Source organism: Bacillus sp. FSL R10-2780 (assembly GCF_038006125.1).
GTDB lineage: Bacteria > Bacillota > Bacilli > Bacillales > Bacillaceae_G > Bacillus_A > Bacillus_A cereus_U.
In genome coordinates this window covers 3,914,285-3,938,954 of sequence record NZ_JBBOUQ010000001.1, presented here as the reverse complement: position 1 = coordinate 3,938,954, position 24,670 = coordinate 3,914,285, and the positions used below count along the sequence as shown (strand labels likewise).

The following is a 24,670-nucleotide window of genomic DNA, read 5'->3' as shown; positions in this document are numbered from 1 at the left end:
AAAGAAGTATTAGATGTAATTAGGGGGGCTTAACATAGTTAGGGGAAATATGAAAAAAGTACTTATATCATTACTAAAAAATCCATTATTAATAATTGGGTACTGGATTTTTTGTTATGAGTTAGCTTTGTTATGTATGTATGGGAGAATGAATAATAATATTTATATTCTGTTACTATGTGTAGTATTTTTAATCCTTATCATTATAGTTACTACAATTAAAGTTATAAAAAATGGGGAACATGAATCGTCCAAATTAATAAATATAAAAGGATGGAAATATTGTTCCGTTATCATCATTATTTTTATAACGCTTTTTTATGGGATGAAAATTTATAAAAGTGCAACAAATTATGGTGGTAGACTAGCATGGTTTATAGAAAGCGTAAAAAACGAAAGATCAGTTGAACTTGAGCGTGATAATATATATAAGTATGGTGTAGAGGGTATTTTTGAAGATATAAATAAGAAATATACTTTGCCAAAGAAGTTATATATGTCGGATGGTTTTGCTTTGGAATTTAACTCAGATGGAACAATTACATCATTTGATACTTTTCTTTATGGAAAAAATGCTGCTGGAAAAGAGGAAAGCTACTTAATATCTTATAATAAAAATAAATCAAAAGATATTTTTGTAGGACTAAATGGGTATATTAACGCTGATTATAATGAAGATAAATTAGTAAAACCTTTAATTAAAACAGTTCAAGCCATTCCAGTTAAACAAACTGTCAGTAAGTGGAATGAAGATAAATATGGGCTGGTTTATTATGGGAAAAGAAACTGGGGTTACAATAGAGAAGGAATTATTAATATTAATAAAGATGGGAAATTAGAGAAGCTTGAAGAAGCAAAATCCGAAATAATTGGATATACGGTATCTATATTTATCCCCGGAAAAGAGAAAGAGATAGTACCTGCTAGATATAATTTACTAGGTGACCCAAATTGGAGTAAGGAAAGTAGTTCTAAAAAGAAAAAGAAGGATCTAACTAATAATGAGCAATTTTACTTTTCAAAAGAAGTGGGTTATAAACTAAATGTTACAGATAAAGCATTAGGGAGTACCTTTTATTCACTAAGCAAGACGATTGATGGTGGGGAAACATGGGGAGTTATAAATGAAGATCCGTTCAATGAAACGGTTGGTAGTGCATCAGGAATCATCTTTTTTAATGAAAAGCTCGGATTTTTAAGGGCAGCCAGACCCTCTGGTAATGAAGGGAGGCTATACCGTACAGATGATGGTGGTATAACTTTTAAAAAGGTGAGCTATACGAATTATGAAGTGAAACTAGAAAGTGGACAGTTAATAAATCCGTTTGATTTTCCTAATATGCCTTATGAGAAGGATGGAGTTTTTAACATGCTAGTGGGTCAAGGAGAGGATGGAGACTACAATGGTAATAGTAGTATACTTTATCAGTCCAAAAACCAAGGTGAAACATGGGAATATGTAAAAGAGGTTAAAGGTAACTAATAGTGAGAAAGACCATTGGACAAAAATCACCGATGGTCTTTTAAATATTAATAGATGGTATGTAGATTTCCTAAAATAAGTATGTTTCTATTTCTAAAAAAATATGCTGTAATATGAAGAGGAAAAAGTATAAGTAGTCAGAGAAGTGAGGAATTAAAGGTGAAGAAGTTTAAGAAGTTTTACTTGGAGATTACGAGTGTATGTAATCTTGCGTGCAGCTTTTGTCCGCCGACGGAAAGGCAGAAGCAATTCATTTCTGTGGAGGATTTTGCTAAAAGATTAGACCAAATTAAACCCCACACAGACTACATTTATTTGCACGTGAAGGGTGAGCCGTTGCTCCATCCAAAAATAGATCAACTATTAGATTTAAGCCATGAAAAAGGGTTTAAAGTTAATATTACAACGAACGGAACGTTAATTAATAAGAGAAGGCATAGACTGTTAAATAAACCTGCGTTAAGACAAATGAATTTTTCACTACACAGTTTTGATGGACACCCAGGTTCGCAAGATAAAGAGGGCTATGTAAGAAGTATACTTTCTTTCATTAGAGAGGCAACGAGTCAATCGGATTTAATTGTTTCACTAAGATTATGGAATTTAACTCAGGATAATAAAACAAATGCTGAAATCCAGAAAAATAGGGATTTATTATCCATAATTGAAAATGAGTTTGATCTATCCTATCAAATTGAAGAGAAGCTTACACCAGGAAAAGGTATAAAAATTGCGGAACGTGTCTTTATTAATCAAGACTATGAATTCCAGTGGCCAGCATTACATGAAGAAGAGGATGATGGAAAAGGTTTCTGTCATGGTCTTCGAAATCAAGCTGGTATTTTAGCAAATGGAACGGTTATACCTTGTTGTTTAGACGGTGAAGGCATTATTAATCTTGGGAATATTAATGATGATTCATTTTCTAACATTATAGAAGGTGAAAGGGCACAAAATATTGTAGACGGATTTTCGAAAAGGGTTGCGGTTGAAGAACTTTGTAGAAAATGTGGATACCGTAAAAGGTTTGGAAAGTGAATATAGGATAAGCCCTCAAAGTGAGGGCTTATTTTTATTCTTGATAAGAACGCTCTAATTCATCAATTAAGGAACCAACGTAAGAAACAGCTTTGCGGATTGCATCTGGTTTTGACATATCTACTCCGGCGTGTTTCATTAATTCGAGTGGTTTCATCGTACCGCCTGCTCGGAGTACGTTGAGCCAGCGATCAACAGCAGGCTGTCCCTCTTCCTTAATCATTTGGGCTACAGCGGTAGATGCAGTTAGGCCTGCTGAATATGTGTAAGAATATAAGCCCATATAATAGTGAGGTTGACGCATCCATGTTAAACCAGCACCTTCATCAATTTCTACTGAATCTCCCCAGAATGTAGAAAGGACATTTGTTTTTAGTTCAGTTAAAGTGGTGGCTGTAAGTGCTTGTCCTTCCTCTGCTATAGCATATACCCTTCTTTGATATTCTCCCTCAAGTAGATGGGTAACAAAGTTATGGTAGTACGTGCCGAGTAGTTGCAGAATAACCCATCTACGCATTCTCTTATCTTCCGTTGTCGCAAGTAAATGCTGAGCTAACAGTAATTCATTCATCGTTGATGGAGCTTCAACAAAGTACATAGAAGGACGTACATTCATAATGCGCTGATTTTTATTTGCTAAATAAAAATGACCAGCATGTCCAAATTCATGAGCTAATGTGAAACATCCGCGCATCGTACCCTGCCATGTAATTAAAATATATGGGTGAGAACCGTATGGACTAGAGCAGAAGGCACCTGTTGATTTTCCTACGTTATCTGCAAGGTCTACCCATCTCTCTTTAAATCCTTTTTCAATAATAGTACTATATTCAGGTCCTAATACTTTTAAAGATTCTTGAATTAATTTACCAGCTTCTTCGTATGTGATTGTTGGATTAAATTCAGGATCTAAAGGTGCGTGTAAGTCACAGAAAAGCATTTGGTCAAGCCCTAATACTTTCTTTTTTAAATCTGCAAAACGGCGCATATGAGGCGCTAATTCGTTATAAATAATATCTAGTTGATTGTTATACATTTCAAGTGGAACTTTTTGAGGTTCTAAAAGTATATGGGTAACGGACTCGTACTTGCGTAAACGAGAAAGCGCCACTTGTTTTTTTACTTCAGTAGCATATGTTGTTGCAACTGTATTTTTATATCGTTTCAATGTGGAAACAAATGATGAATACGCTTCTCTACGTATATATGCGCTTGAAGAAAATTCATATTTACTTTCAAATAATGCAAATGATACAGGCAAATCATTTCCCTGTTCATCTTGTATAGGAGGGAAATCCATATCGGCTAATTTAGTCATGCCGTAAATTTTGTAGGGGGAACTATGAACTTCGCCGAGTGCAGCAAGAGTTTCTTCTGTTTCAGGTGAGAGAGTGTGCTGCCTCTTTTTAAGTATTTCGAGTAACGATTTACGGAAAGGTTCGAGTTTTGTTTCCGCAGTTAAATATTTTTCAATTGTTCCTTCTTCAAATGAGAGGATTTCGTTATGAATAAAGGATAGTGCAGCATGTACTTTCGTCCCTAAAGCGGAAATTTTGGAAGAGTTCGCTTGAATAACTGGATCTGTACGATCAGCGGATTCTTTTAAATATGCATATGTGCTAAGTTTTGTTAACTGCATTAAAAGCTTTTCCTCTAAAAGTAGGCAATTTAATAAGGTAGCGGGGCCAGTGTGTAATTGTCCTTTAAATGCATCGAGTCTTTTTATATCATTTTCTAATACATTTAGTGCAGTGTGCCATTCATCATCAGACTTATACAAGTCAGAAAGATCCCATTTTAGTTCAGTAGGAACTTCTTCGCGAATAGGACGTTTCTCAATTACATGTTTCATTTAATATATCCCCCTTATTTTAAGTATCTAAAAATATAATACTAGAAAATTCAGTAAAGATAAAATATTCGCCTGTTTTTTACATGCAAAAAGAAGGACAAGCATAAATAATGCTTGTCCTTCGAGTTAAATTTAAGAATTAATATACTTTATCGCCGTTGAAAATAGAGTTTTTCACGACTACATAATCTACAGTACGAATTGCGTCTAATTTTGTTCCACCAGCGTAAGAAATAGAGGATTGAAGATCTTGTTCCATTTCGATTAAAGTGTCTTCTAAAGAACCTTTATGCTCAACGAACATTTTCTTACCTTCAACGTTTTTCTTCTCACCTTTTTGGAATTCAGAAGCTGAGCCGAAGTACTCTTTATAAAGTTTGCCATCTTTTTCGATTGTTTCCCCTGGAGACTCTTCATGACCAGCGAATAGAGAACCGACCATAACCATAGTTGCTCCAAATCGAATTGATTTAGCTACGTCGCCATGTGTACGAATACCACCGTCAGCGATAATTGGCTTACTTGCAGCTTTTGCACACCAGCGAAGTGCAGCTAGCTGCCAACCACCAGTTCCAAAGCCTGTTTTAATTTTAGTAATACAAACTTTACCAGGTCCAATACCAACTTTTGTTGCATCAGCACCAGCGTTTTCTAATTCTCTTACCGCTTCTGGAGTTCCAACGTTTCCAGCGATAACGAAGCTTTCTGGTAAATGTTTTTTAATATGTTGAATCATGTTGATCACAGCATTAGAGTGACCATGTGCGATATCGATTGTAATGTATTCAGGTGAAAGTTGCTCAGCAGCTAATTGTTGTACGAATTCGTACTCGTCTTCTTTAACACCAACGCTGATTGAAGCAATTAATCCACGTGATTGCATATCTCTAATGAATGAAATTCGTTTCTCTGGTTGGAAACGATGCATGATGTAGAAGTAATTATTTTCAGCTAAATAAGTTGCGATTCTTTCATCAATAATCGTTTGCATATTTGCAGGTACGACAGGTAATTTAAATTTATGTTTTCCTAAAGTGACAGTTGTATCACACTCAGATCGGCTATTTACAATACATTTTGCAGGAATTAATTGAATGTCTTCATAATCAAATACGTTTTCCATCATTTGCACCCCTAAAATACGAATATTTTATTTTTATTGATTAAAAATGTTCGTCCATAGGATAATTTATATCATTTTCAGTAAGAAGTCAAAGATTTTCTTAACATTTTTTGAAAAAGAAGCCAATATATTTTAAAAATAACGTTAAAAACGAATTTAAATAGATTTATTATGCGTAACGTTCGTTTATAAAAAAGTAAGGAAAGTTGCGATAATTGCATAAGATTGTATGTATGCTTCTTATTTTGAGCGAGGGGGCTGGGGAAATACTATGAAAAAGCTAATACTAACAATAGGAATAACTTTGTTGGTTGTTGCCGGATGTAGCAATAATGATGCCTTTGATAAGGCAAAGAAACAAGGAGATTTAGCATTGGAAAATAAAGAATACGATAGAGCAGTCGCATCTTTTGAATTAGCATTAAAAGAAAAGAAGGATGATCGGAAAATAAGGCTGAAGATGAATCAAACGAATAAAATGATTGAAGCATTACAGGAAAGTAATATAGACCGAGCAATTTCGTTATTGAGGGAAATTGAAAATGATTTTGCTAGTTCAGTTATATTAGCCAAACAAGTAAAAGAAAAACGAGAAGTTTTAGCTAATCAAAAAGATGAGAAAGAAAAATATAAGCAAATGTTCACTAAAGTAGAGGAGTTGAAAAACGAGCAGAAGTTTGCGGATGTAAAAGAGCAACTGAATGTAATTATTAGGGAAACGAAAGGGAAAGAACAGTTTAAAGTATATTATCAAAATGCGAATGAACAAATTATACAGAGTGTGCCGAGGACAGTAGATGTAGATAAAACAAAAGATGAGAACCGTAAGGAAGAAAATAAAAATGAAGAGAAGCCGAAAGTAGAAGAGCCTAAGAAAGAAAGTGTTATTGTCGGCCAGAAGGCAGAGTATATTACTAAATTAAATAGTATTGAGGAGAGTTTGAAGAAACTCGATTATTTATATGAGAACGGAATTACAACTGAAATGAAAGAAGGAGAAGTTAGAAGGTACGATGCATGGGATCAAGCTTTAAATGAGATTTATGGTGTTTTGAAAATGCAACTTCCTATAAATGAAATGAACACCTTGAGAGAGAAACAGCGTGAATGGATTACGTATCGAGATCAAAAGGCCGAGGAAGCTTGGAATGAATCCGGACAGGGAACATTGTCAGGTTTAGCAAGTATTTCATCGAATGTAAATAGTACGAAGGAAAGGTGCTATCAGCTAGTTGAGCAATATATGAAATAATAATTTTATAAATTTTTTGAAATAGAAAATCCTTTTGTTTAGTAAGGAGAATCACCAATGATTCGCCTTTTTATGTGAGCTTTCAAGTATAATGAAAAAGGTGATAATAACGTATATGATAATTCATTGATAGGAAAAGCGAAAAAAGAAAATAATACAGAATAAAAAGAGGTTAATACATGAGTAAAAGAAGTTTTACCGATTATGCATTAAGTAAGGAAATTGTAAGAGCACTTACTGGTTTAGGATATGAACATCCAACGGAAGTGCAAGGAGAGGTTATTCCAGTTGCCTTGCAAAAGAAAGACCTTGTCGTGAAATCACAGACTGGAAGTGGAAAAACCGCTTCATTTGGCATACCACTTTGTGAAATGGTGGAGTGGGAAGAGAATAAGCCACAAGCTTTAGTTTTAACACCGACGAGAGAGCTTGCGGTGCAAGTAAAAGAAGATATTACGAATATAGGTCGCTTCAAGAGAATTAAGGCCGCTGCAGTTTATGGTAAATCCCCATTTGCACGTCAAAAATTAGAGCTAAAGCAAAAAACACATATTGTAGTTGGGACTCCTGGCCGTGTGTTAGATCATATTGAAAAAGGTACCCTTTCTTTAGAGTGTTTGAAGTATTTAGTTATTGATGAAGCAGATGAAATGCTGAATATGGGTTTTATCGATCAAGTAGAGGCAATTATTGACGAATTACCTAAAAAACGAATGACAATGCTATTTTCAGCAACACTTCCAGAAGATGTTGAAAAGTTATCTCGTAAGTATATGGATTCGCCAACGCATATTGAAATTAAGGCTGCCGGGATTACAACAGATAAAATTGAACATACACTTTTTGAGATGAGAGAAGAGGAGAAGCTTTCACTTCTTAAAGATGTAACAACGATTGAGAATCCAGATAGTTGTATTATTTTTTGTCGTACGCAGGAAAATGTAGATCACGTATTTCAACAGTTAAAGCGGGTTAACTATCCTTGTGACAAAATACATGGTGGTATGGTACAAGAAGATCGTTTTGAAGTTATGGACGATTTTAGAAAAGGAAAGTTCCGTTATTTAGTAGCGACAGACGTAGCTGCTAGAGGAATTGATATTGATAATATTACACATGTTATTAACTATGACATTCCATTAGAAAAAGAAAGTTATGTACATCGTACGGGAAGAACGGGACGAGCTGGTAATAACGGGAAAGCTATTACATTCATGACGCCGTATGAAAATAGATTTTTAGAAGAGATTGAGGAGTACATTGGCTTTGAAATTCCAAAGGCACTTGCACCTTCAAAAGAAGAAGTTATGAAGGGGAAAGCATTATTTGAGGAAAAGATACATGCTAAACCAATTATAAAGAAAGATAAAAATGCAGACCTAAACAAAGGAATTATGAAATTGTACTTTAATGGCGGGAAGAAAAAGAAAATTAGGGCGGTAGATTTCGTCGGTACAATTGCTAAAATTAAAGGTGTTACGGCAGAAGATATAGGAATTATTACAATACAAGACAATGTTTCTTACGTTGAAATATTAAACGGAAAAGGACCACTTGTTTTAAAAATCATGAAAAACACAACGATTAAAGGGAAACAATTAAAGGTTCATGAAGCAATTAAGTAAACAAAAAAACTATCCACTCTAACAGGTGGATAGTTTTTTGTTTACGATTCTTTGAGATCATCAACTAGTTTCTCTGCTAAACGTCTATACATATTACTCATAGTCACGAAGGATGTTAGTAATAAAAATTTTTCTAGTTTTGGATCTTCTAAGGAAGAAACCTCGTTTACTTCCTTAACACGGTTATTCACGTCTTGCTTAAAGCTGTCCACATTGGTGTCAGTAAGAGAAAGGTAATCTTTATATAGAGTATTTAATTCGAATGTATCATCGTTTATTAACGGTGCATTTATATTTTCTAAGGAGCTTTTTATATCATTAATGGAAAGAGCTCCTTTTAATTGATAAATTAAGCTGATTAAAATCATATGTTCTTTTGAATACTTTTTATTTTTGATAGGGATGAATAATTTCCCTTTTGCGTAATTGTTAATCATCGTTTTTGTTAATACTTTTTCATCATTAGTTCTCGTTGTATCCGCATAAGTATTCTCAAATAGTTGGACAACTTGGTCTACATATAAGTCGACATTTGGGATATCCTCAAGTTTAATACTTTTTTCTAAATGTAATGATTCAAGTAATTTATTTATATTTTCCACGTAGAACCCCTCACTTTTATAACTTAGTGGAACTTAATGTTTAGTATATCTTTAAATATGGTATTACGAAACAAATGAATTGTAAATGTTGACCCGCACGAATAATATGTATATAATTACATGTAGTTATGAAAACTACATGTAATTATATGAGGGGTGTTTATATGAATGCTTATGTAAGAGAACCAGTTAATGCATTTACTCACTTAGGAGGAGCTGTATTATCATTTATTGCATTATTAGCTATGCTTGTGAAGGTTTCTGTTAAGATGCCATCTGTTGCTGCAATTACAGCCATTATTTTATTTGGTATCGGGATGATGGTCCTTTATATGGCGTCAGCTGTGTATCATAGTGTTGTAGCCAGTGAACGTGTTATTTATTTCTTTAGGAAACTAGATCATTCTATGATTTTTATATTAATTGCAGGTACATATGCACCCTTTTGCTTAATTACATTAAACTCGGCAAATGGTTTACTATTATTTTGTTTAGTTTATGCAACTGCGATTTTGGGTATTGTTTTTAAAATGTTTTGGTTTAATTGTCCAAGATGGTTATCGACAGCAATTTATCTTCTGATGGGTTGGTTAATTGTTCTATTCTTTGCACCGCTAGCTGAGAATTTAAGTACAGGAGGTATTATTTTCTTAGTACTTGGAGGCATTTTTTATACAATTGGTGGGTTTATTTACGGTGCGAAGCCAAAATGGTTGGAGTTTAAATATATGGGACACCATGAAATTTTTCATGTTTTTGTATTGTTAGGTAGTCTTGCACATTTTCTAAGTGTATATTGTTACGTAATTTGATAAAAAAACGCCACGCGATGTCTGTTATGTGGCGTTTTTTTATTACCTAATTGGAATCGTATATTGTACAAAATAAGTATGGGATAAAATGTAAGTTTCTGTGTTCGCATAATAAACATATGATAAGAAATATGTGATATACTTTGATAAGTTTATAATGAATGAAATATGGAGGACTATAATTATGGCAATACTTGTAACAGGTGGAGCAGGATATATTGGTAGTCATACATGCGTAGAATTACTAAAAAACGGTTACGAAATTATAGTAGTAGATAATCTTTCGAATAGCTCAGTAGAGTCTATAAATCGAGTGAAAGAGATAACAGGAAAACAGTTTAAGTTTTATAAAGAAGATATTTTAAATCGAGAAGCACTGGATACGATTTTTGAAGAAAATACAATTGAAGCTGTTATTCACTTTGCAGGCTTTAAGGCCGTAGGGGAATCAGTAGCAATCCCATTAACGTATTATCATAACAACATTACAAGCACATTAGTGCTATGTGAAGTGATGCAGAAGCATGATGTGAAGAAGATGATCTTCAGTTCATCTGCAACAGTGTATGGTATCCCAGAAACATCACCAATTACGGAGGAGTTTCCATTAAGTGCAACAAATCCATATGGTCAAACGAAATTAATGATTGAACAAATTATGCGTGATGTAGCATTTGCGGATGCAGAATGGAGTATCGCATTACTTCGTTATTTCAACCCATTTGGTGCGCATGAAAGTGGGCGTATTGGAGAAGATCCAAGTGGAATTCCAAATAACTTAATGCCATATGTAACACAAGTAGCAGTAGGTAAGCTAAAGGAATTAAGTGTATTTGGAAATGACTATCCAACAAAAGATGGCACGGGTGTCCGTGATTATATTCATGTTGTAGACTTAGCGAGTGGCCATGTAAAGGCGCTTGAAAAGGTACTTGGCACTACTGGGATAGATGCGTATAATCTCGGTACAGGTACTGGTTATAGTGTATTGGAAATGGTTGAAGCATTTGAAAAGGTTTCAGACAAGGAAGTTCCTTATAAAATTACGGATCGTCGCCCTGGTGATGTTGCAGTATGTTTTGCAGATGCATCGAAAGCGAAGCGTGAATTAGGATGGGAAGCAAAACTCGGATTAGAAGAGATGTGTGCAGACTCTTGGAGATGGCAATCAAATAACAAAAATGGCTATCTAGAAGTTTAATAAACAGATAAAAAAAATGACCTTTGCATAAGCAAGAGGTCATTTTTTATCTGTTTATTTTCCATTAAGTTTATTAGCAAATGTAGTAAAGAAAGTTCGTCGTTTTATAGGAGCGTTTGACTGACAAAATGTATAGTAATCAATATCTTTAATATAAGTAAAGAGTCTAGAAATAGCATATAAGAATGTAATAGAAGATCCGAGTGCAAAACTAATACCGTAACCATTGAATCCAAATGGAAGTAGAAGAAGACTTAATAATAGGTTTGCAAAAAAGAACAGGGCTGATGTTCGAAATGCCCCTTTACGATCTTCAAAATATAAGAGTAGTAACGTGATAACAAGGACCATCCCGTTTGCATAAGCACCAATTATAGTCAGTTGCAAAATAGAGTATTCAAGTGTCACGTTCCCAGATTGTGAACTAAACATCCATATTATAAAAATAATAAGTAAAGAAAAAATACCTTGATTACGAAGTATGCGTTCCATTTCTTGCTTTAGGACAAAGTTCATTGATTCTTTTAATTGTAAAATTGTATTTAATGTCGCCCCATTGTTAACTGAACCGAAGAACTTCTTATACCGTTCATAAAACCTTGTTTCAATGGATACTACGAAGAAAATATAGGTTGGGATAATGCTTAAATAAGCCCAGAAAACAGAGGTATCATACATTTGATGATAAATAAACGTGTTTTCAATATTTCCTCGCCCTTCTCCGAACCAAATAACAAAGTTACATACCCAAATGCCAATATTGTAAAGTAAGCTTGACCAAAATAGTTCCGGATATTTATCTAAGTAAGAAAGGAAGGTAAATTGTTCGGTAGCATCACTATTTGGAAACATTCGTACAATAACTATACTTAACCACACTAATGTAATGAAGGTCCCGATTGTAAAAGAAATTAAAAGTAATAGGGCAAATCCATGTTCTATTCCAAGTGTTGGATGCCAGTAAGCGATAAGCGCAATTCCAGATAAGGAGAAAATGGAACCAATTAAAAATGCAAGAGCGATGGACTGATAATCTTTAGCTGCTGTTAAATAAATGGATTGAATCCAAATGATGTTTAAAGCTAAAAATAAAAATAGCATCACGATTTTATAATACAAGGCTAATGGTGTAAAAATTGCAAACAAAAGCCATAAGATAATAGCTAAGAAAAGTGTGATTTTCGTCATTCCTAAAAAGGAAGAAAATACTTTATCAGCTTTTTGCTCGTATAAAAGGTCAGCCACATATCTAGTTACGATGAGTTGCAAGGCACCATATATGATTTGAGAAAAAATAAAGCAGTATGAAATTGAAATTGTGAAAAGGCGCTGTTCTTCGGTTGGAATAGAATGGAACAAACTTAAAATGTATCGAATAGCTGTTACTGCTAAAATAACGACTAACCACGGACCAGCTGTAACAAATAATGAAAATCCGTACGCCTTTATTCTTGAAGAATAGTAGTCTTCTTGGAATAATTTTTGTAAACGAAATCCTATTCCTGCCATGTTTTTTTACCTCTTTCTAAGTAAAGCTTACGATAACTATCAACGACGCCTGATAATTGATAGTGCGCTTCAATACGATTGCGCCCATTATCACCAAATTGTTGAATGGATTCAGGGTGACGATAATACCACTCTAAATGAATGGCAACTTGTTCAGGAGATACAGGTGGTACAACAAATCCACATTGTCCGTAAGGATCTCCATCTTGTCCGTAAATTAATTCCTTACAAGAGCCGACATCTGTAACAACCCATGGTAATCCTGCTGCCATTCCTTCTAACATAGCTAATGGTTGTCCTTCAGATATACTTGTTAATACGAGAAGATCTGTTTGTTTTAAGTAATCTTTAATATTTACTTTGCCGGTCATTATTACATGCTCTTCTAATCCTAATTGTTGAATTAAATCACGACATTCCTGAGCATATTCTGCTTCTTCCGTATCAGGACCTAGCAAGTAAAATATAAATGGAATGTCTTTTTCCAATAATAATTTAGCTGCATAAATCATTGTTTTTACATCTTTAATTGGCACAACTCGTATAATAGCGGAAATGATGAGTTTATCCGAATTGTATTTTGGTTTACGTAACCCTTTATAGTCAGATAAAGTAACGCCATTTGGAACGATTTTTAGTTTATGAGCCGGGGCACCTAATTCTTTTTGATATGCACTATTTCGGCCGAACAACGTAATTACATCAGCAGCTTGTTCGTATGCTTGATGAGACAAGTGATGAAAGAAAGAAACCCATCTTTTTTTGTATTCAATTGGTATCCAAGTAGATTGTAGTATTTCTTCTTCACGCTCCCGGGAGTAAATACCGTGCTCAGTTAGAATAAATGGTATATCGGACTTGGCACTAATTGCAGCACCAAGTAATCCACCATATCCTGTCGATACAGAATGAATAAGATCTAGTTCAGGAAAATCAATTTGTAAAATTTGAATGATTGGTGTGAACATAGATCTCCACATCCAAAAGTAATTTAAGAAGGATCCACTACTTTCTTCATATAAATAGCTTTCTTTAACAATCTCATAAAACTCACGGCTTTCGAAGAAGGAATGGAGTGTTCCTAGCTTTTGTTTATTCCCTAATATTTGTAATGCTGTTGTATCGTTGGCTTGAAATGTAAACCATTTTTGAAGTGTCTGCACTTCTTGTTCAGTTAAATTAGTTTTTATATGTTTTGCTTCATTTTCTGATTGCAAAGGAATCATAATGATATCTTTTACGTTGCTTGGAATTTCATATTGATATTCATCTTCTGTTTTTACTTGAGGGACTATCGCAAAAATCGTAAATTCATGTTCTTTAAACTGCTGGATAATCATTTGAACCCAGCTTGCTACCCCTCCACTTACAAAGGGGTAGCTGCCTTCAACGACCAAACCTATTCTCATCTGTTATTCTCCTTTAATTGGGATCGTAGCGCTGGCTTTCGTTAACGTAACGCTATAAATTTGGGAATCAAGCTTTTTAACTGTACCGTAAGAGAATGAGCCAGGTTGTATCTTCTTACCTTCTTCTACACGTATAATTGTTGAAGTATGATTTGATAACCCTTTATATGCAATGTGAACAGCATCATCTTCATAAGAGACATCTAGGTCACCAGTTTGATAAATTTTCATAGAAGCAGTTGCTTCACTTTGGGTCATACTTTTTATATAAGGATATCTTTCTCGTATTTCTTTAATTGTCGTTTTATAAGCCTTAAATAATTCTTCCCATGTTAAGTTACCCGAGCGTTTTTCATCAAGGATATCATCCGGATGGACGAAATGTGAGATAACCCCTAAATTTGCGGTAACATCAGTTAAGATAAATTGCTCTTCATCTGTGATAGCATAGCCACTCGTAATACGCGGGAAGTGATAAATGTTTTTGTTATGTTCATCTGGTCCAAATTCTTGAATTAAACTGCCGTTACTTGTACTCCCCACATATAGAGAAGCAACTGTTTCTATAGTTGGAACTGCGTCGTTTAATGCACTTAATCCAGTTGTATTTATAATATTGGATGGTGGTACATAGGTTTTTAACTTTTCATTTGGAAAGAAGTTATACACGAGTTTTTGTAGAGCATCTAAGGAGCTCTCCATATCCTCTTTTGAATTCCATGGAACATATTCAAGTGCTTTATCTACTGGGTCCGGTGGTAATAATAAAGGTTGATGGTTATAGCCATGAATGCCTATTTCCCCGCCGTGACTTAATAATTCTCTCCCAAATAATAAATAGGTATTTCTATTTTTACCTGTGAAATCTTCAAAAGGTGGCGTTACTTTATTTTGGTATGTCCCAATTGCAACACCCGTATATTTAATATCAAGCTCTTCAGAGATATCCTTCATATTTTTCCACCAATGTTTTTTATAAAATTCTTCAACAGAAATTTTTTCTGTTGTTAAGTTTTTTAGTTCTCCACTTGGAATTGGAGATGGGAAGTCATCGATATACATAATCTCCGCTCCAAGTTGTGCTGTAGCGAAAGTCGGGAAAATAGTACCCAGTGATTGAACGAACATACCTCTACCTAATTTATCGTTCAATGCTGTTGTATTCCAATATAAGACTTTTCCTTCACCGTAGTCATTGGTCCAGAGGATGGGAGTATCTTCCGCTGTAATCCAAGTATTAGTTGTATTCTCATCTAGCGTAATATTCATTGAGCTATGAGTAAACAATGGAGAAGAACTTGGGAGATCTGGATAACCAGGGAATAAAACTTCTTCAAAGGTTAATCCTTTCGCATCTTTGAAACCTTCTTTTTTTGTAATACCAAATAATGTGTTCCAGGAAGGATCTGAATCAAGTCGGTTTGCGATAATAATCCTTCCGCCCATTTGTACAAAATTTTGAATATCAGCTTGTGGAAGTTGCTCCATTATTTCACCTGTAATAATAATCCCTGTATAGGGAGAAGGAGTAAGTCCCTTAATTTCATTAGCTGTAATATCTTTATAGTGTAGGTGTGCGTAATCCATTGCCTTCTTCGTATTAAATTCGACTTGTTGCCCTAATGTATTATCCGTTTTTAAAACGTATAATTGCATTTTTTGTCCATTTTGAGTTACATCTTTTGCTTTGAGTGTTTTAACAGTATCTGTTTCTTTAGTTTTAGGAACAGAAAACTTTTGATAAAAATTTTCTGTTCGATATATAAGGATGGATAAAATTAAGAGAAATAAAATGATACTAATAATCCCGATATATATATTAATCCCCTTTTTCAATGTGTGCGCCTCCAAACTGCCTTACAAATAATTGATATTTACGCGGTAGTATATGAACTCTTTTTACATCTGTTAGATTATTGATTAAGTTATAGAGCTCGTCCCATAACTGTTGCTCATAATATATTTCAAGTAATCCAACATAGCCGTAATATGATTCAGGATAGAAATGAATAAGATTTAAAAATTGTTCTTCAGACTTTGCATATTGTTTTGTGTGTAGAAACAGATTTCCAAGATGGAAAGGGTAAAGAGGTTCGTTAGGGAATAGTTCTACACCTTGTGTAATAAAATTCATAAATTCATCGATTATTTTTTCTTTTTGCTGATTAGAAAGAAGACCGCTGTCTATATATCTTAAATAGTTAGAAACCAATTCTTTTGCAATTTCATTTTGTGGATTTTGTAGAAATTGCTTATTTAAGTATTCGATCTGCTTTTCGTACCGTTCATTTAGTAAATTAATAGTAGTTGCTGCGTAATGTACAGTTTCAGGATCTTTATGGTGAATTGCTTCTTTCAATAAGCCTCCTTCATTAGAAATAGAGGAGGAGCTTAACTGTACAATGAGTTGTTTATGTAATTCAGGCTTATCTAGTTCTAATCCAGAAGAAAATGAAATTAAGTCCATATCTTGTTTTGCTGATTCTAAAATATCTTCGTAATTATCAACTTGAAAGGAAACATACTCAGAGTATTGCTGTAACCAATCGGTTTTTGATCGTCTTATATTAAGTAATAACATGATTACTGATACAATAAGTCCGATAAGCGGGAAAAGAAGAGAGATAATCAAGCAAAATTCAATAATTCCTTTTTTATCTTTAGCAATTAAACTTTTCGTAAATCGAAATAAAAGAAAAACCAAAATAGCATAAATAAAATAAAGAAGGAGTAAAATCATTAGAATATCACTCCTTTAGAAGAAAGAGCATTTTGTATACGAGTTTGAACTTGTAGTAAAAACTTTTCTTCAGTGCCAGGTAATAAAATCATAATTTTTTGTCCGGTCGTACTATAACCGAATATATCGATATCACGTAAATGATCTTTTAAAATAGAATTTATCATTTCTAAAGAATCTTGCGGAGCATTGAACTCAAAATAGGAATATGGATAAGATAATGTTTCGTAACGTTTTTTTTCTATTTTTAGTAAATGTTCAAATTCATCTTCATAATAAATGCTTGTTTTAGGGAATGTGCGATCCTCTTGACTCGATAGCCAAAGATTAGAAGCGTTCTGTAAACGATCACCCATCCAGCGTAAATACCATGTGAAAAGTTCGAATTGCTCAGAAGTTACTTTTGAAAACTCGATTTCGTCTAATATAATGACGTATTGTACATCATCTTGGAATAGGACGGGACCAACTAAAAGTGGAGCATCTTGAAAATCTTCATCTGTACGGAAAAAAGGTCGATTATGTGCTAGAGCATTTTTGATGACTAACGAAGCGTTTTTAACAAAAATGGATTGAGATAATGTACTTTTACCAGTTTCTGATCTTAATTTAATACGAAGCGATTGTTTATTGTTATCGACGTGATAGATACCAATTTTTTTTGCTCCAAAGTACATCTTTAATACATTTATTCCTTCATCGAGTACAATTTCAGGATGTGTATGATTTAAAGCTTTAAACATATGATACATTTTAGATAAGTGGTTATTTGATTCAAGTACACGAGAACGTAGTGTAATACGTGTTTCATCCAATTGTTTCACAACATATTTTAATTCTTTATTTTCGGCTTTCAGCTCATTATTTATCATATGTACATCTTCATAACGTTCTTTTTGTGCAGTACTCATTAGTCCACAACATAAACTAATAACAAGTAAGAAAATCCAACTTATCCAGTAATCTAATGAATAAAAGTACAGCAATATATCATTTTCTTTATATATACCGCTTATAAAAATATAAATCATTGCTTCCAGAAAGGCGAAAAGGGCAATAGATATGCCATACCGGCTAGAAATAATTAATGTAATAAATAAGATTAAGAAGTATTCATACGTTGGTGTTAGAAAATCAGTTAGTATTGAGAGAAAAAATAGTGCAACAAATAAAACTGTAGGTTCAATCATTTTTTGGAATGAATTGGATTGCTTATAGTACATAAATAAATTCCTTCTTTCATTTGCAAATTTAATTTTAAGGAATAGTACACTGAAATAAAATACATAATTTAAAAGAATTATTTTGAGATATATAATATATAAAGCCCAAATCATTTTATCAACAGGGATGTAGTAAATTCAAGTGAAATAAATTCTAATTTTTGTTAATGAATTGTATTTATTGGGATTTTCATAAAAATATCGAGTTTAAAAAAATGTAAAATGTTATGGAATTACTATGTTTGTATTAGTATTTAAAGATGTTAAAATTTAAACGATAGAAAATTACAGTTGTATAGGGGGTAATATTACTATGGAGTGGAAACGTTCTATATGCTTTTTAGCTATATTTTCTTTTATTTTTTCCTCAAGTACATCCGCACAAGCAAATGTTGTGGAACCAGCTTTAAAAAATGTACGAAGTTATAAAATTTATTATGGTGAAGCAAATGAGCAAGTAATTGAGAGACTTTCAAAGTATGACATGGTTATTATAGAGCCATATGCATTTACGAAAGAACAGGTTCAGCAATTAAAAAAATCAGGAACGGTAGTCCTTGGTTATGTTAGTGTTTTAGAATTAGAAGTGTGGCATAAATCGCAAGTAATTGAATCAGACTATTATTATAGAGACGGTAAGAAAATGAAGATTGAGCAGTGGAATACATATATTATGAACTTAGCTGATGAACATTACCGTGGGATTGTTGTTAATAAAGTAAAACAGCAAATTATTGGCAAAGGCATAGATGGGGTGTTTTTAGATACGGCTGGTGATATTGATGACTATTTTTATGATCAGCCAGCTACACAAGGGAAATTTCGAGAAGCATATGTAAATTTATTAAAAGAAATTAAAAGTGTTGATTCCAACCTGCTTCTTATACAGAATTGGGGATTTGAAACAATCAAAAATACATCCTTGAATTTTATACATGGTGTATTGTGGGAAGACTTCAATAAACAAGTTATTGCGAAAGATGAATGGAGTCAAAATTGGATGCGCTATTTTAAACAACAAAGTAATAAAATTGTAACGTTTACCGTTACTCCAAATACCGTATCTAAAAAATATAGTTCTATAAATGGATTTATTCCCACAATTAATCCGAATGATATTTATGATAAATAGCAATTGTTCGGAATAAGAGACTATCAAGATTGACTATGACTGACCAGCCTATTTTATCCCGCTATTTGTGGGCAGTAAAACTCCCACCTCAAAATCCAGGTGGAGCAAAGAAGTTAGGTTGCCCGTAAACGCCCGATTGGTGAGGGCTGATTAAAGTTTCACTTTATAATATTCTATGCTAGAAATTAGTAGAGTGAGGTAGGGGAAATGCATCATCCTACTAATTTTTCATAGAAATAAAAAACGTAATATTGAAAAGAATTCCAATACTTGTATCATGGTTAGAGTACGTTTATAATCAAGGAATCCTATTTAATGTTCTGATAGGGTTATTTATTATTGAAAGCGTTTTAAATCTGTTCTTTTTTAAGGTAGGAAGTCTGACTTATTCAGGTTAAAAATTATGTATGTAGTTTTAAATAGGAAGAAAAATAATAAAGTGAAACTTTAATCAGTGGGGGTTTTGTTCATCCCCCACTGATTATTAGTTGAACCAATCGGGCTTTTACGGGCAGTTGATCTCCCACCTAACTTCTTTGCTCCAGCTGAATTTTGAGGTGGGAGTTTTACTGCCCGTTAATGCGGGATAAAGGATTACTTTATATTGTGGGGAGGTTAAAAGTGTGAAAGGGAAAGATTTTCACACGAATATATATGGGTTACGTAGGATTATTACTTTCAGGTGCAGCTTTATTTTTAAATAGTCTTGTCATATTAGGAAAAGTAGAGATGAAAAGTGCAGGTGTCTTTAATTTATTTGTGGGGGCATTACAAATTATCATTCCGTTCTATTTGATTATGATTTCTGATCAAAGTAATTGGACGGTATATTCATATGCAGCTACTTTTTTATTTGGTTTAACTTATTTATATGTAGGCGTTACTTTTATTAAAGGAATGGATAGTAGTGGACTAGGTTGGTTCTGTATTTGGGTAGCAATTATTGCTTTATTCTATATGGTTGTTTCATTTGTTCAATTCCACGATGTTGTTAATGCGTTAACATGGTTTATGTGGGCATTACTTTGGTATTTATTCTTTGTGTTAAATGCACAAAAAAAGAATATCAATCAATATCTTGGCAGAATTGCTTTTGTACAATCATGGGTAACATTGACGTTGCCTTCACTCTTTTATTTTATGGGAGTATGGGGAGAGGGATTCGTATATGAACTATGGGTTTATGTATCAGTAATTTCTATTTTATATTGCTGCTATTGTATTTTTAAATATCGAGTACGTTAAAGTATCGTATGTAAGAAAGCATGGAATCTGTATAATGATTCCATGCTTTTATTTATATTCATGTTTATAATTAAGGTAGTATTTTACAAAATAGGGGATGACGAAAGTGAAAAAAGTGTTGGTTCTAGGGGGAACAAGGTTTTTTGGTAAGCAATTAGTAGAAGCACTTTTACAAGAGGGGCACGATATAACAATTGCAACACGAGGATTTACGGAGGATTCTTTTGGGGATACGGTAAAAAGAATTGTAGTAGATAGAGAAGACGAGAAATTACTGGAAGAGCGCGTAGAAGGTAAAAGTTATGATATTGTATACGATAACTTATGTTATAGCCCGAACGCCGCGAAAGTTATATGTAAAGTATTACGTGGTAGAGTGAAAAAATATGTTATGACATCCTCAATGGCGGTATATGAGCCTGCATTAAACTTGCAAGAAGAAGAGTTCAACCCGTATGAATATTCGATTACGTATGGAGATAGAGGGGATTTCACTTATAGTGAGGGAAAGAAATTAGCGGAAGCAGTGTTGTTTCAACAGGCAGCATTCCCAGTCGTTGCGGTAAGATTTCCCGTCGTTATTGGAGAAAATGATTATACGAAGAGATTACAATTTTACGTTGAAAATGTTGTGAAACAAGAGTGTATTGTTGTCGATGATGTAGATGGACAGTTATCGTTCATACATGAAAAAGAAGCAGGAGAGTTTTTAGCATGGTGCGGAATGGAAAATATAGAAAGTCCAATTAATGCTTGTAGTAACGGAGTGATTTCCATGGAAGAAGTTATTCGTTTCATAGAAGACAACAGTGGGACAAAAGCTCTTATTCAAGAAGCGGGAGAGAATATAGCACCTTATAATGAAATAATTAATTGTACGTTACATAATAGAAAGGCTCGCGAATTAGGATTTCCGTTCCGAGAATTAAATACAGAAATCAAAAATGTGTTACAGCATTACATAAATATACTGAAATAATCATAAATCCCCCGGTGGCAATCCAGGGGATTCTGGAGGATTTCAACAATACTAGTTTTACATCACCAAATTTACCTTACATGCATGATGAATACTAATGTATCATACCAATATATGGATCTAGTTCATCATAGTCATATGAAAGGTTGGGCAATTGAAATGAATACGTGAAATTACCTCCTTTCTACCTGAAAAGTTGTTCTAGGTAAAAATATTTTACTTAAGTCAAAAATACACTTGTTTTTTTCGGAAGTCAACAAAAAATATAAAAATTTTCTGAAAAATATTACGATAAAAGTAACACTTTTGATTTCGTTTGTGACTCTTATCCTTTTTGCTTATACTGTAAAGTAGTAGTGTCTTGTTGAGATAGAAGGAGATTGTTTATGAGCAAAACGAAACAATTAATAGAGGAAGCAAGTAATTTTATTACCGTTTGCTATAAGGAACTTAATAAAGAGAAATTAATAAAAGAGCGTATGAACGAAATTTTAATAGAGATAGAAAAGACTGGAACGTATGAGCATACATTTGAAGAGCTTGTTCATGGATCACGAATGGCATGGCGTAATAGTAATAGATGCATTGGGAGATTATTTTGGAGTAAGATGCACATATTAGATGCGCGTGAAGTAAATGATGAAGAAGGTGTATATAATGCATTAATTCATCATATTAAATATGCGACGAATGATGGGAAAGTTAAACCGACAATTACGATTTTTAAGCAATATCAAGGTGAAGAGAATAATATACGACTTTATAATCATCAATTAATTCGATATGCAGGATACAAAACGGAAATGGGAGTGATTGGTGACTCACACTCCGCCGCATTTACTGATTTATGTCAAGGTCTTGGGTGGCAAGGAGAAGGTACACATTTTGACGTATTACCGCTTGTATTTTCTGTTGATGGAAAGGATCCTGTATATAAAGAAATTCCTAAAAAAGAAGTGAAAGAGGTACCAATTGAACATCCAGAGTACCCAATTTCATCACTAGAAGTAAAATGGTATGGGGTACCGATGATTTCAGACATGCGTTTAGAAATTGGTGGTATTTCTTATACAGCAGCCCCGTTTAATGGATGGTATATGGGGACTGAAATTGGTGCTCGTAATTTAGCGGATCATGACCGTTATAATTTGCTTCCAGCAGTTGCAGAGATGATGAATTTAGATACTTCTAGAAATAGTACGTTATGGAAAGACAAAGCGTTAATTGAGTTAAATATAGCTGTTTTACATTCTTTCAAAAAACAAGGGGTTAGCATTGTAGATCACCATACTGCCGCCCAGCAATTTCAGCAGTTTGAGAAGCAAGAAGTTGCTTGTGGACGGGTTGTAACTGGCAACTGGGTATGGTTAATTCCTCCGTTATCACCTGCTGCAACTCATATTTATCATAAACCGTATCCAAATGACATTATCTCTCCTAATTTCTTCCATAAGTAGTTTGTAATATAAAGGTATCAATCGTGAAATTTAAATTTTTTTTAATTCCTATTAGATAGCAGTTGGAAGCCTTTACTTCTAGCTCTTTTAGCACGCCCTTTTTTGAAACGGCCATTTCCTTGTGTTATAATCAAATTTCTGTTTCGAAGACCTTATAGAAATATAAGGTCTTTTGTTTTGCGTTTTTATGTAAGAGGAATAGAATATTCTTTTAAAATAAAGGATTTAGCATATTTTTAGGGACAACATAAGTGTGTGAAATCACTAAAACATTATACTTATATAATTATTGTGTGTGGAATATAAACAATAAAACATAATGAAGTTGTTTTTTTAGATTGCTGAGGAAGGAGGAAGGTAAATGAGGATGAAGAGTCAAAAAACTGATTGGCCTGTATTTCTTATTAGTGGTGGCTCACTTTTATTATTTGTAATTGCAGTTATTTTAAATAAAAGTTACGTAGAGGGAGTCATTAATAGCAGTTTTACAGCTTCAATTAAATATTTTGGTGCTTTTTGGCAAGTTTTATTAATTGGTACATTTGTCGTTGCGATGGGTATGGCCTTTTCAAAATATGGGAGGGTTAAACTCGGGGGGCTAGATAAGCCTGAGATTAGTACGGCGAAATGGTTAGCAATTATTATGGCTACGCTACTTGCTGGCGGTGGTGTTTTCTGGGCAGCAGCAGAGCCGATGTATCATTTTATGACAGTTCCGCCAATACATGAAGGTGTATCCGCTGGAACGCAAGAAGCAGTCATGCCTGCTTTAGCACAAAGTTATATGCACTGGGGTTTCTTAGCATGGACGATTTTAGGGACAATTAGTGCAGTAGTTATGATGTATGGGCATTATCATAAAGGTATGCCGTTAAAACCTCGAACGCTTTTATATCCTATTTTTGGGGAGAAATTGCGAAAGAGTTGGCTTGGAACAATGATCGATGTGTTTGCAATTATTGCGGTAGCTGCAGGGACAATTGGTCCAATTGGATTTTTAGGACTACAAGCAAGTTACGGATTACAAGCATTGTTTGGAATTCCTGATGTGTTTACTACTCAATTAGCCATTATTGTTTGTGTAGTAGCTGTTTCTACTATATCTGCGGTAACGGGGATTGATAAAGGGATTCAAATTATAAGTGATTTAAATGTTAGACTAGCAATTTTATTAATGGCATTCGTATTATTATTTGGACCAGGTGGATTTATTATTGATTCATTTGTTTCTTCGTTTGGATTTTATATACATGAATTTATTCCAATAAGCACATATCGTGGTGATACAGGCTGGTTAGGGTCGTGGACAATCTTCTTCTGGGGATGGTTTATTGGATATGGACCGATGATGGCAATTTTAGTGAGCCGAATTTCAAGAGGAAGAACGATTCGAGAAATAATCGTTGCAATTGGAATTATCGCACCTATTATTACAACGTTTTGGTTTACTATACTGGGCGGATCTGGTGTGTTTTATGAGTTAATGAAGCCAGGCTCTATCTCGGTGGCATTAAGTGAATCTGGTATGCCAGCAGCTATGATTGCAATTACGCAACAATTACCACTTTCTAATGTTATCGGACCAGCATTTCTTTTATTAACAATTTTATTTGTAGTGACAACAGGAGATTCAATGGCCTATTCCATTTCAATGGCAGTGACCGGAGATGGAGATCCTAGAATTAGCTTGCGAATTTTTTGGTCGCTTATTATGGGCGCAGTTGCAGCAATTCTTTTATATATGGGTGAGGGAAGTATTAATGCACTACAATCCTTTATTGTAGTGACGGCTGTTCCTGTATCAATTCTATTATTCCCGATGCTGTGGCTAGCACCTAAAGTTGCAGGGGAATTAGCATTAAAGCAAGGAATTGTAGAAGAAAAAGATAAAACAGCTTTCTTATTCCAGAAAGCTAGTAAATCAAAGTAAATAATAAACAAACATTGAAAAGAGGAAGCATCTTAAGTGAGATGCTTCCTCTTTTATG

General features: G+C 33.8%; 19 protein-coding genes. 11 read left to right on the top strand and 8 right to left on the bottom strand.

Going from position 1 to position 24,670, the window contains the following annotated elements; all coding sequences use genetic code 11:
- Window positions 1–49 precede the first annotated feature (49 nt).
- The gene (locus NSQ47_RS20460) at window positions 50–1,483 is read left to right on the top strand and encodes a WD40/YVTN/BNR-like repeat-containing protein (RefSeq protein ID WP_341037923.1); all 1,434 of its coding nucleotides are present in this window, start codon (window positions 50–52) and stop codon (window positions 1,481–1,483) included.
- A gap of 159 nt (window positions 1,484–1,642) precedes the next feature.
- Complete coding sequence (locus NSQ47_RS20455) at window positions 1,643–2,521, top strand: radical SAM/SPASM domain-containing protein (RefSeq protein WP_078180440.1); 879 nt, start codon at window positions 1,643–1,645, stop codon at window positions 2,519–2,521.
- Window positions 2,522–2,555: 34 nt separating this feature from the next.
- On the opposite strand, the gene pepF is transcribed toward NSQ47_RS20455, so the two are convergent.
- A complete protein-coding gene (gene pepF / locus NSQ47_RS20450; protein ID WP_341037920.1) occupies window positions 2,556–4,373 on the bottom strand; it encodes an oligoendopeptidase F in 1,818 nt (605 codons plus the stop codon).
- Between the two features lie 139 nt (window positions 4,374–4,512).
- Window positions 4,513–5,496: a GMP reductase gene (gene guaC / locus NSQ47_RS20445; protein WP_002068771.1), complete on the bottom strand. Its 984-nt coding sequence runs from the start codon at window positions 5,494–5,496 to the stop codon at window positions 4,513–4,515.
- A gap of 271 nt (window positions 5,497–5,767) precedes the next feature.
- On the opposite strand from guaC, the gene NSQ47_RS20440 reads away from it, so the two are divergent.
- Window positions 5,768–6,748 (top strand): lysozyme inhibitor LprI family protein, encoded by a 981-nt coding sequence (locus tag NSQ47_RS20440; RefSeq protein ID WP_341037918.1) that lies wholly within the window; start codon window positions 5,768–5,770, stop codon window positions 6,746–6,748.
- Window positions 6,749–6,927: 179 nt separating this feature from the next.
- Complete coding sequence (locus NSQ47_RS20435; protein ID WP_341037917.1) at window positions 6,928–8,373, top strand: DEAD/DEAH box helicase; 1,446 nt, start codon at window positions 6,928–6,930, stop codon at window positions 8,371–8,373.
- Window positions 8,374–8,414: 41 nt separating this feature from the next.
- On the opposite strand, the gene NSQ47_RS20430 is transcribed toward NSQ47_RS20435, so the two are convergent.
- Complete coding sequence (locus NSQ47_RS20430) at window positions 8,415–8,975, bottom strand: DUF1836 domain-containing protein (protein ID WP_341037914.1); 561 nt, start codon at window positions 8,973–8,975, stop codon at window positions 8,415–8,417.
- A gap of 164 nt (window positions 8,976–9,139) precedes the next feature.
- Between NSQ47_RS20430 and trhA the strand changes: the two genes are divergently transcribed.
- Both trhA and galE read left to right on the top strand, forming a co-directional pair.
- A complete protein-coding gene (gene trhA, locus NSQ47_RS20425; protein WP_341037912.1) occupies window positions 9,140–9,787 on the top strand; it encodes a PAQR family membrane homeostasis protein TrhA in 648 nt (215 codons plus the stop codon).
- 184 nt (window positions 9,788–9,971) lie between these two features.
- On the top strand, window positions 9,972–10,988 hold the full coding sequence (galE, locus tag NSQ47_RS20420) for a UDP-glucose 4-epimerase GalE (protein ID WP_078180452.1): 1,017 nt from the start codon (window positions 9,972–9,974) through the stop codon (window positions 10,986–10,988).
- A 54-nt stretch (window positions 10,989–11,042) separates the two neighbouring features.
- On the opposite strand, the gene pelG is transcribed toward galE, so the two are convergent.
- From pelG to NSQ47_RS20395, 5 genes are read right to left on the bottom strand one after another with little or no spacing between them, the layout of a single operon-like run.
- Window positions 11,043–12,497, bottom strand: coding sequence for an exopolysaccharide Pel transporter PelG (pelG, locus tag NSQ47_RS20415; RefSeq protein ID WP_341037907.1), 1,455 nt, complete (start codon window positions 12,495–12,497; stop codon window positions 11,043–11,045).
- Window positions 12,485–13,906: a GT4 family glycosyltransferase PelF gene (gene pelF / locus NSQ47_RS20410; protein WP_002113198.1), complete on the bottom strand. Its 1,422-nt coding sequence runs from the start codon at window positions 13,904–13,906 to the stop codon at window positions 12,485–12,487. The genes pelG and pelF overlap by 13 nt, the downstream gene beginning before the upstream one ends.
- Before the next feature lie 3 nt (window positions 13,907–13,909).
- Window positions 13,910–15,742, bottom strand: coding sequence for a DUF2194 domain-containing protein (locus tag NSQ47_RS20405; protein ID WP_341037904.1), 1,833 nt, complete (start codon window positions 15,740–15,742; stop codon window positions 13,910–13,912).
- A complete protein-coding gene (locus NSQ47_RS20400) occupies window positions 15,726–16,646 on the bottom strand; it encodes a tetratricopeptide repeat protein (protein ID WP_002113196.1) in 921 nt (306 codons plus the stop codon). The genes NSQ47_RS20405 and NSQ47_RS20400 overlap by 17 nt, the downstream gene beginning before the upstream one ends.
- Window positions 16,646–17,869: a nucleoside-diphosphate sugar epimerase gene (locus tag NSQ47_RS20395; protein ID WP_341037901.1), complete on the bottom strand. Its 1,224-nt coding sequence runs from the start codon at window positions 17,867–17,869 to the stop codon at window positions 16,646–16,648. The genes NSQ47_RS20400 and NSQ47_RS20395 overlap by 1 nt, the downstream gene beginning before the upstream one ends.
- 313 nt (window positions 17,870–18,182) lie before the next feature.
- On the opposite strand from NSQ47_RS20395, the gene NSQ47_RS20390 reads away from it, so the two are divergent.
- The 5 genes from NSQ47_RS20390 to NSQ47_RS20370 all read left to right on the top strand — a co-directional run bounded on the left by NSQ47_RS20390 (window position 18,183) and on the right by NSQ47_RS20370 (window position 24,612).
- A complete protein-coding gene (locus NSQ47_RS20390; RefSeq protein WP_341037899.1) occupies window positions 18,183–19,001 on the top strand; it encodes a putative glycoside hydrolase in 819 nt (272 codons plus the stop codon).
- 654 nt (window positions 19,002–19,655) lie between these two features.
- Window positions 19,656–20,246: an AmiS/UreI family transporter gene (locus tag NSQ47_RS20385; RefSeq protein WP_000542579.1), complete on the top strand. Its 591-nt coding sequence runs from the start codon at window positions 19,656–19,658 to the stop codon at window positions 20,244–20,246.
- 97 nt (window positions 20,247–20,343) lie between these two features.
- Entirely contained in the window at window positions 20,344–21,225 is an 882-nt protein-coding gene (locus tag NSQ47_RS20380; protein ID WP_341037897.1) for an NAD-dependent epimerase/dehydratase family protein, read from the top strand.
- A gap of 386 nt (window positions 21,226–21,611) precedes the next feature.
- On the top strand, window positions 21,612–22,682 hold the full coding sequence (locus tag NSQ47_RS20375) for a nitric oxide synthase oxygenase (RefSeq protein ID WP_002159684.1): 1,071 nt from the start codon (window positions 21,612–21,614) through the stop codon (window positions 22,680–22,682).
- Between the two features lie 361 nt (window positions 22,683–23,043).
- On the top strand, window positions 23,044–24,612 hold the full coding sequence (locus tag NSQ47_RS20370) for a BCCT family transporter (protein WP_078180468.1): 1,569 nt from the start codon (window positions 23,044–23,046) through the stop codon (window positions 24,610–24,612).
- Window positions 24,613–24,670 lie beyond the last annotated feature (58 nt).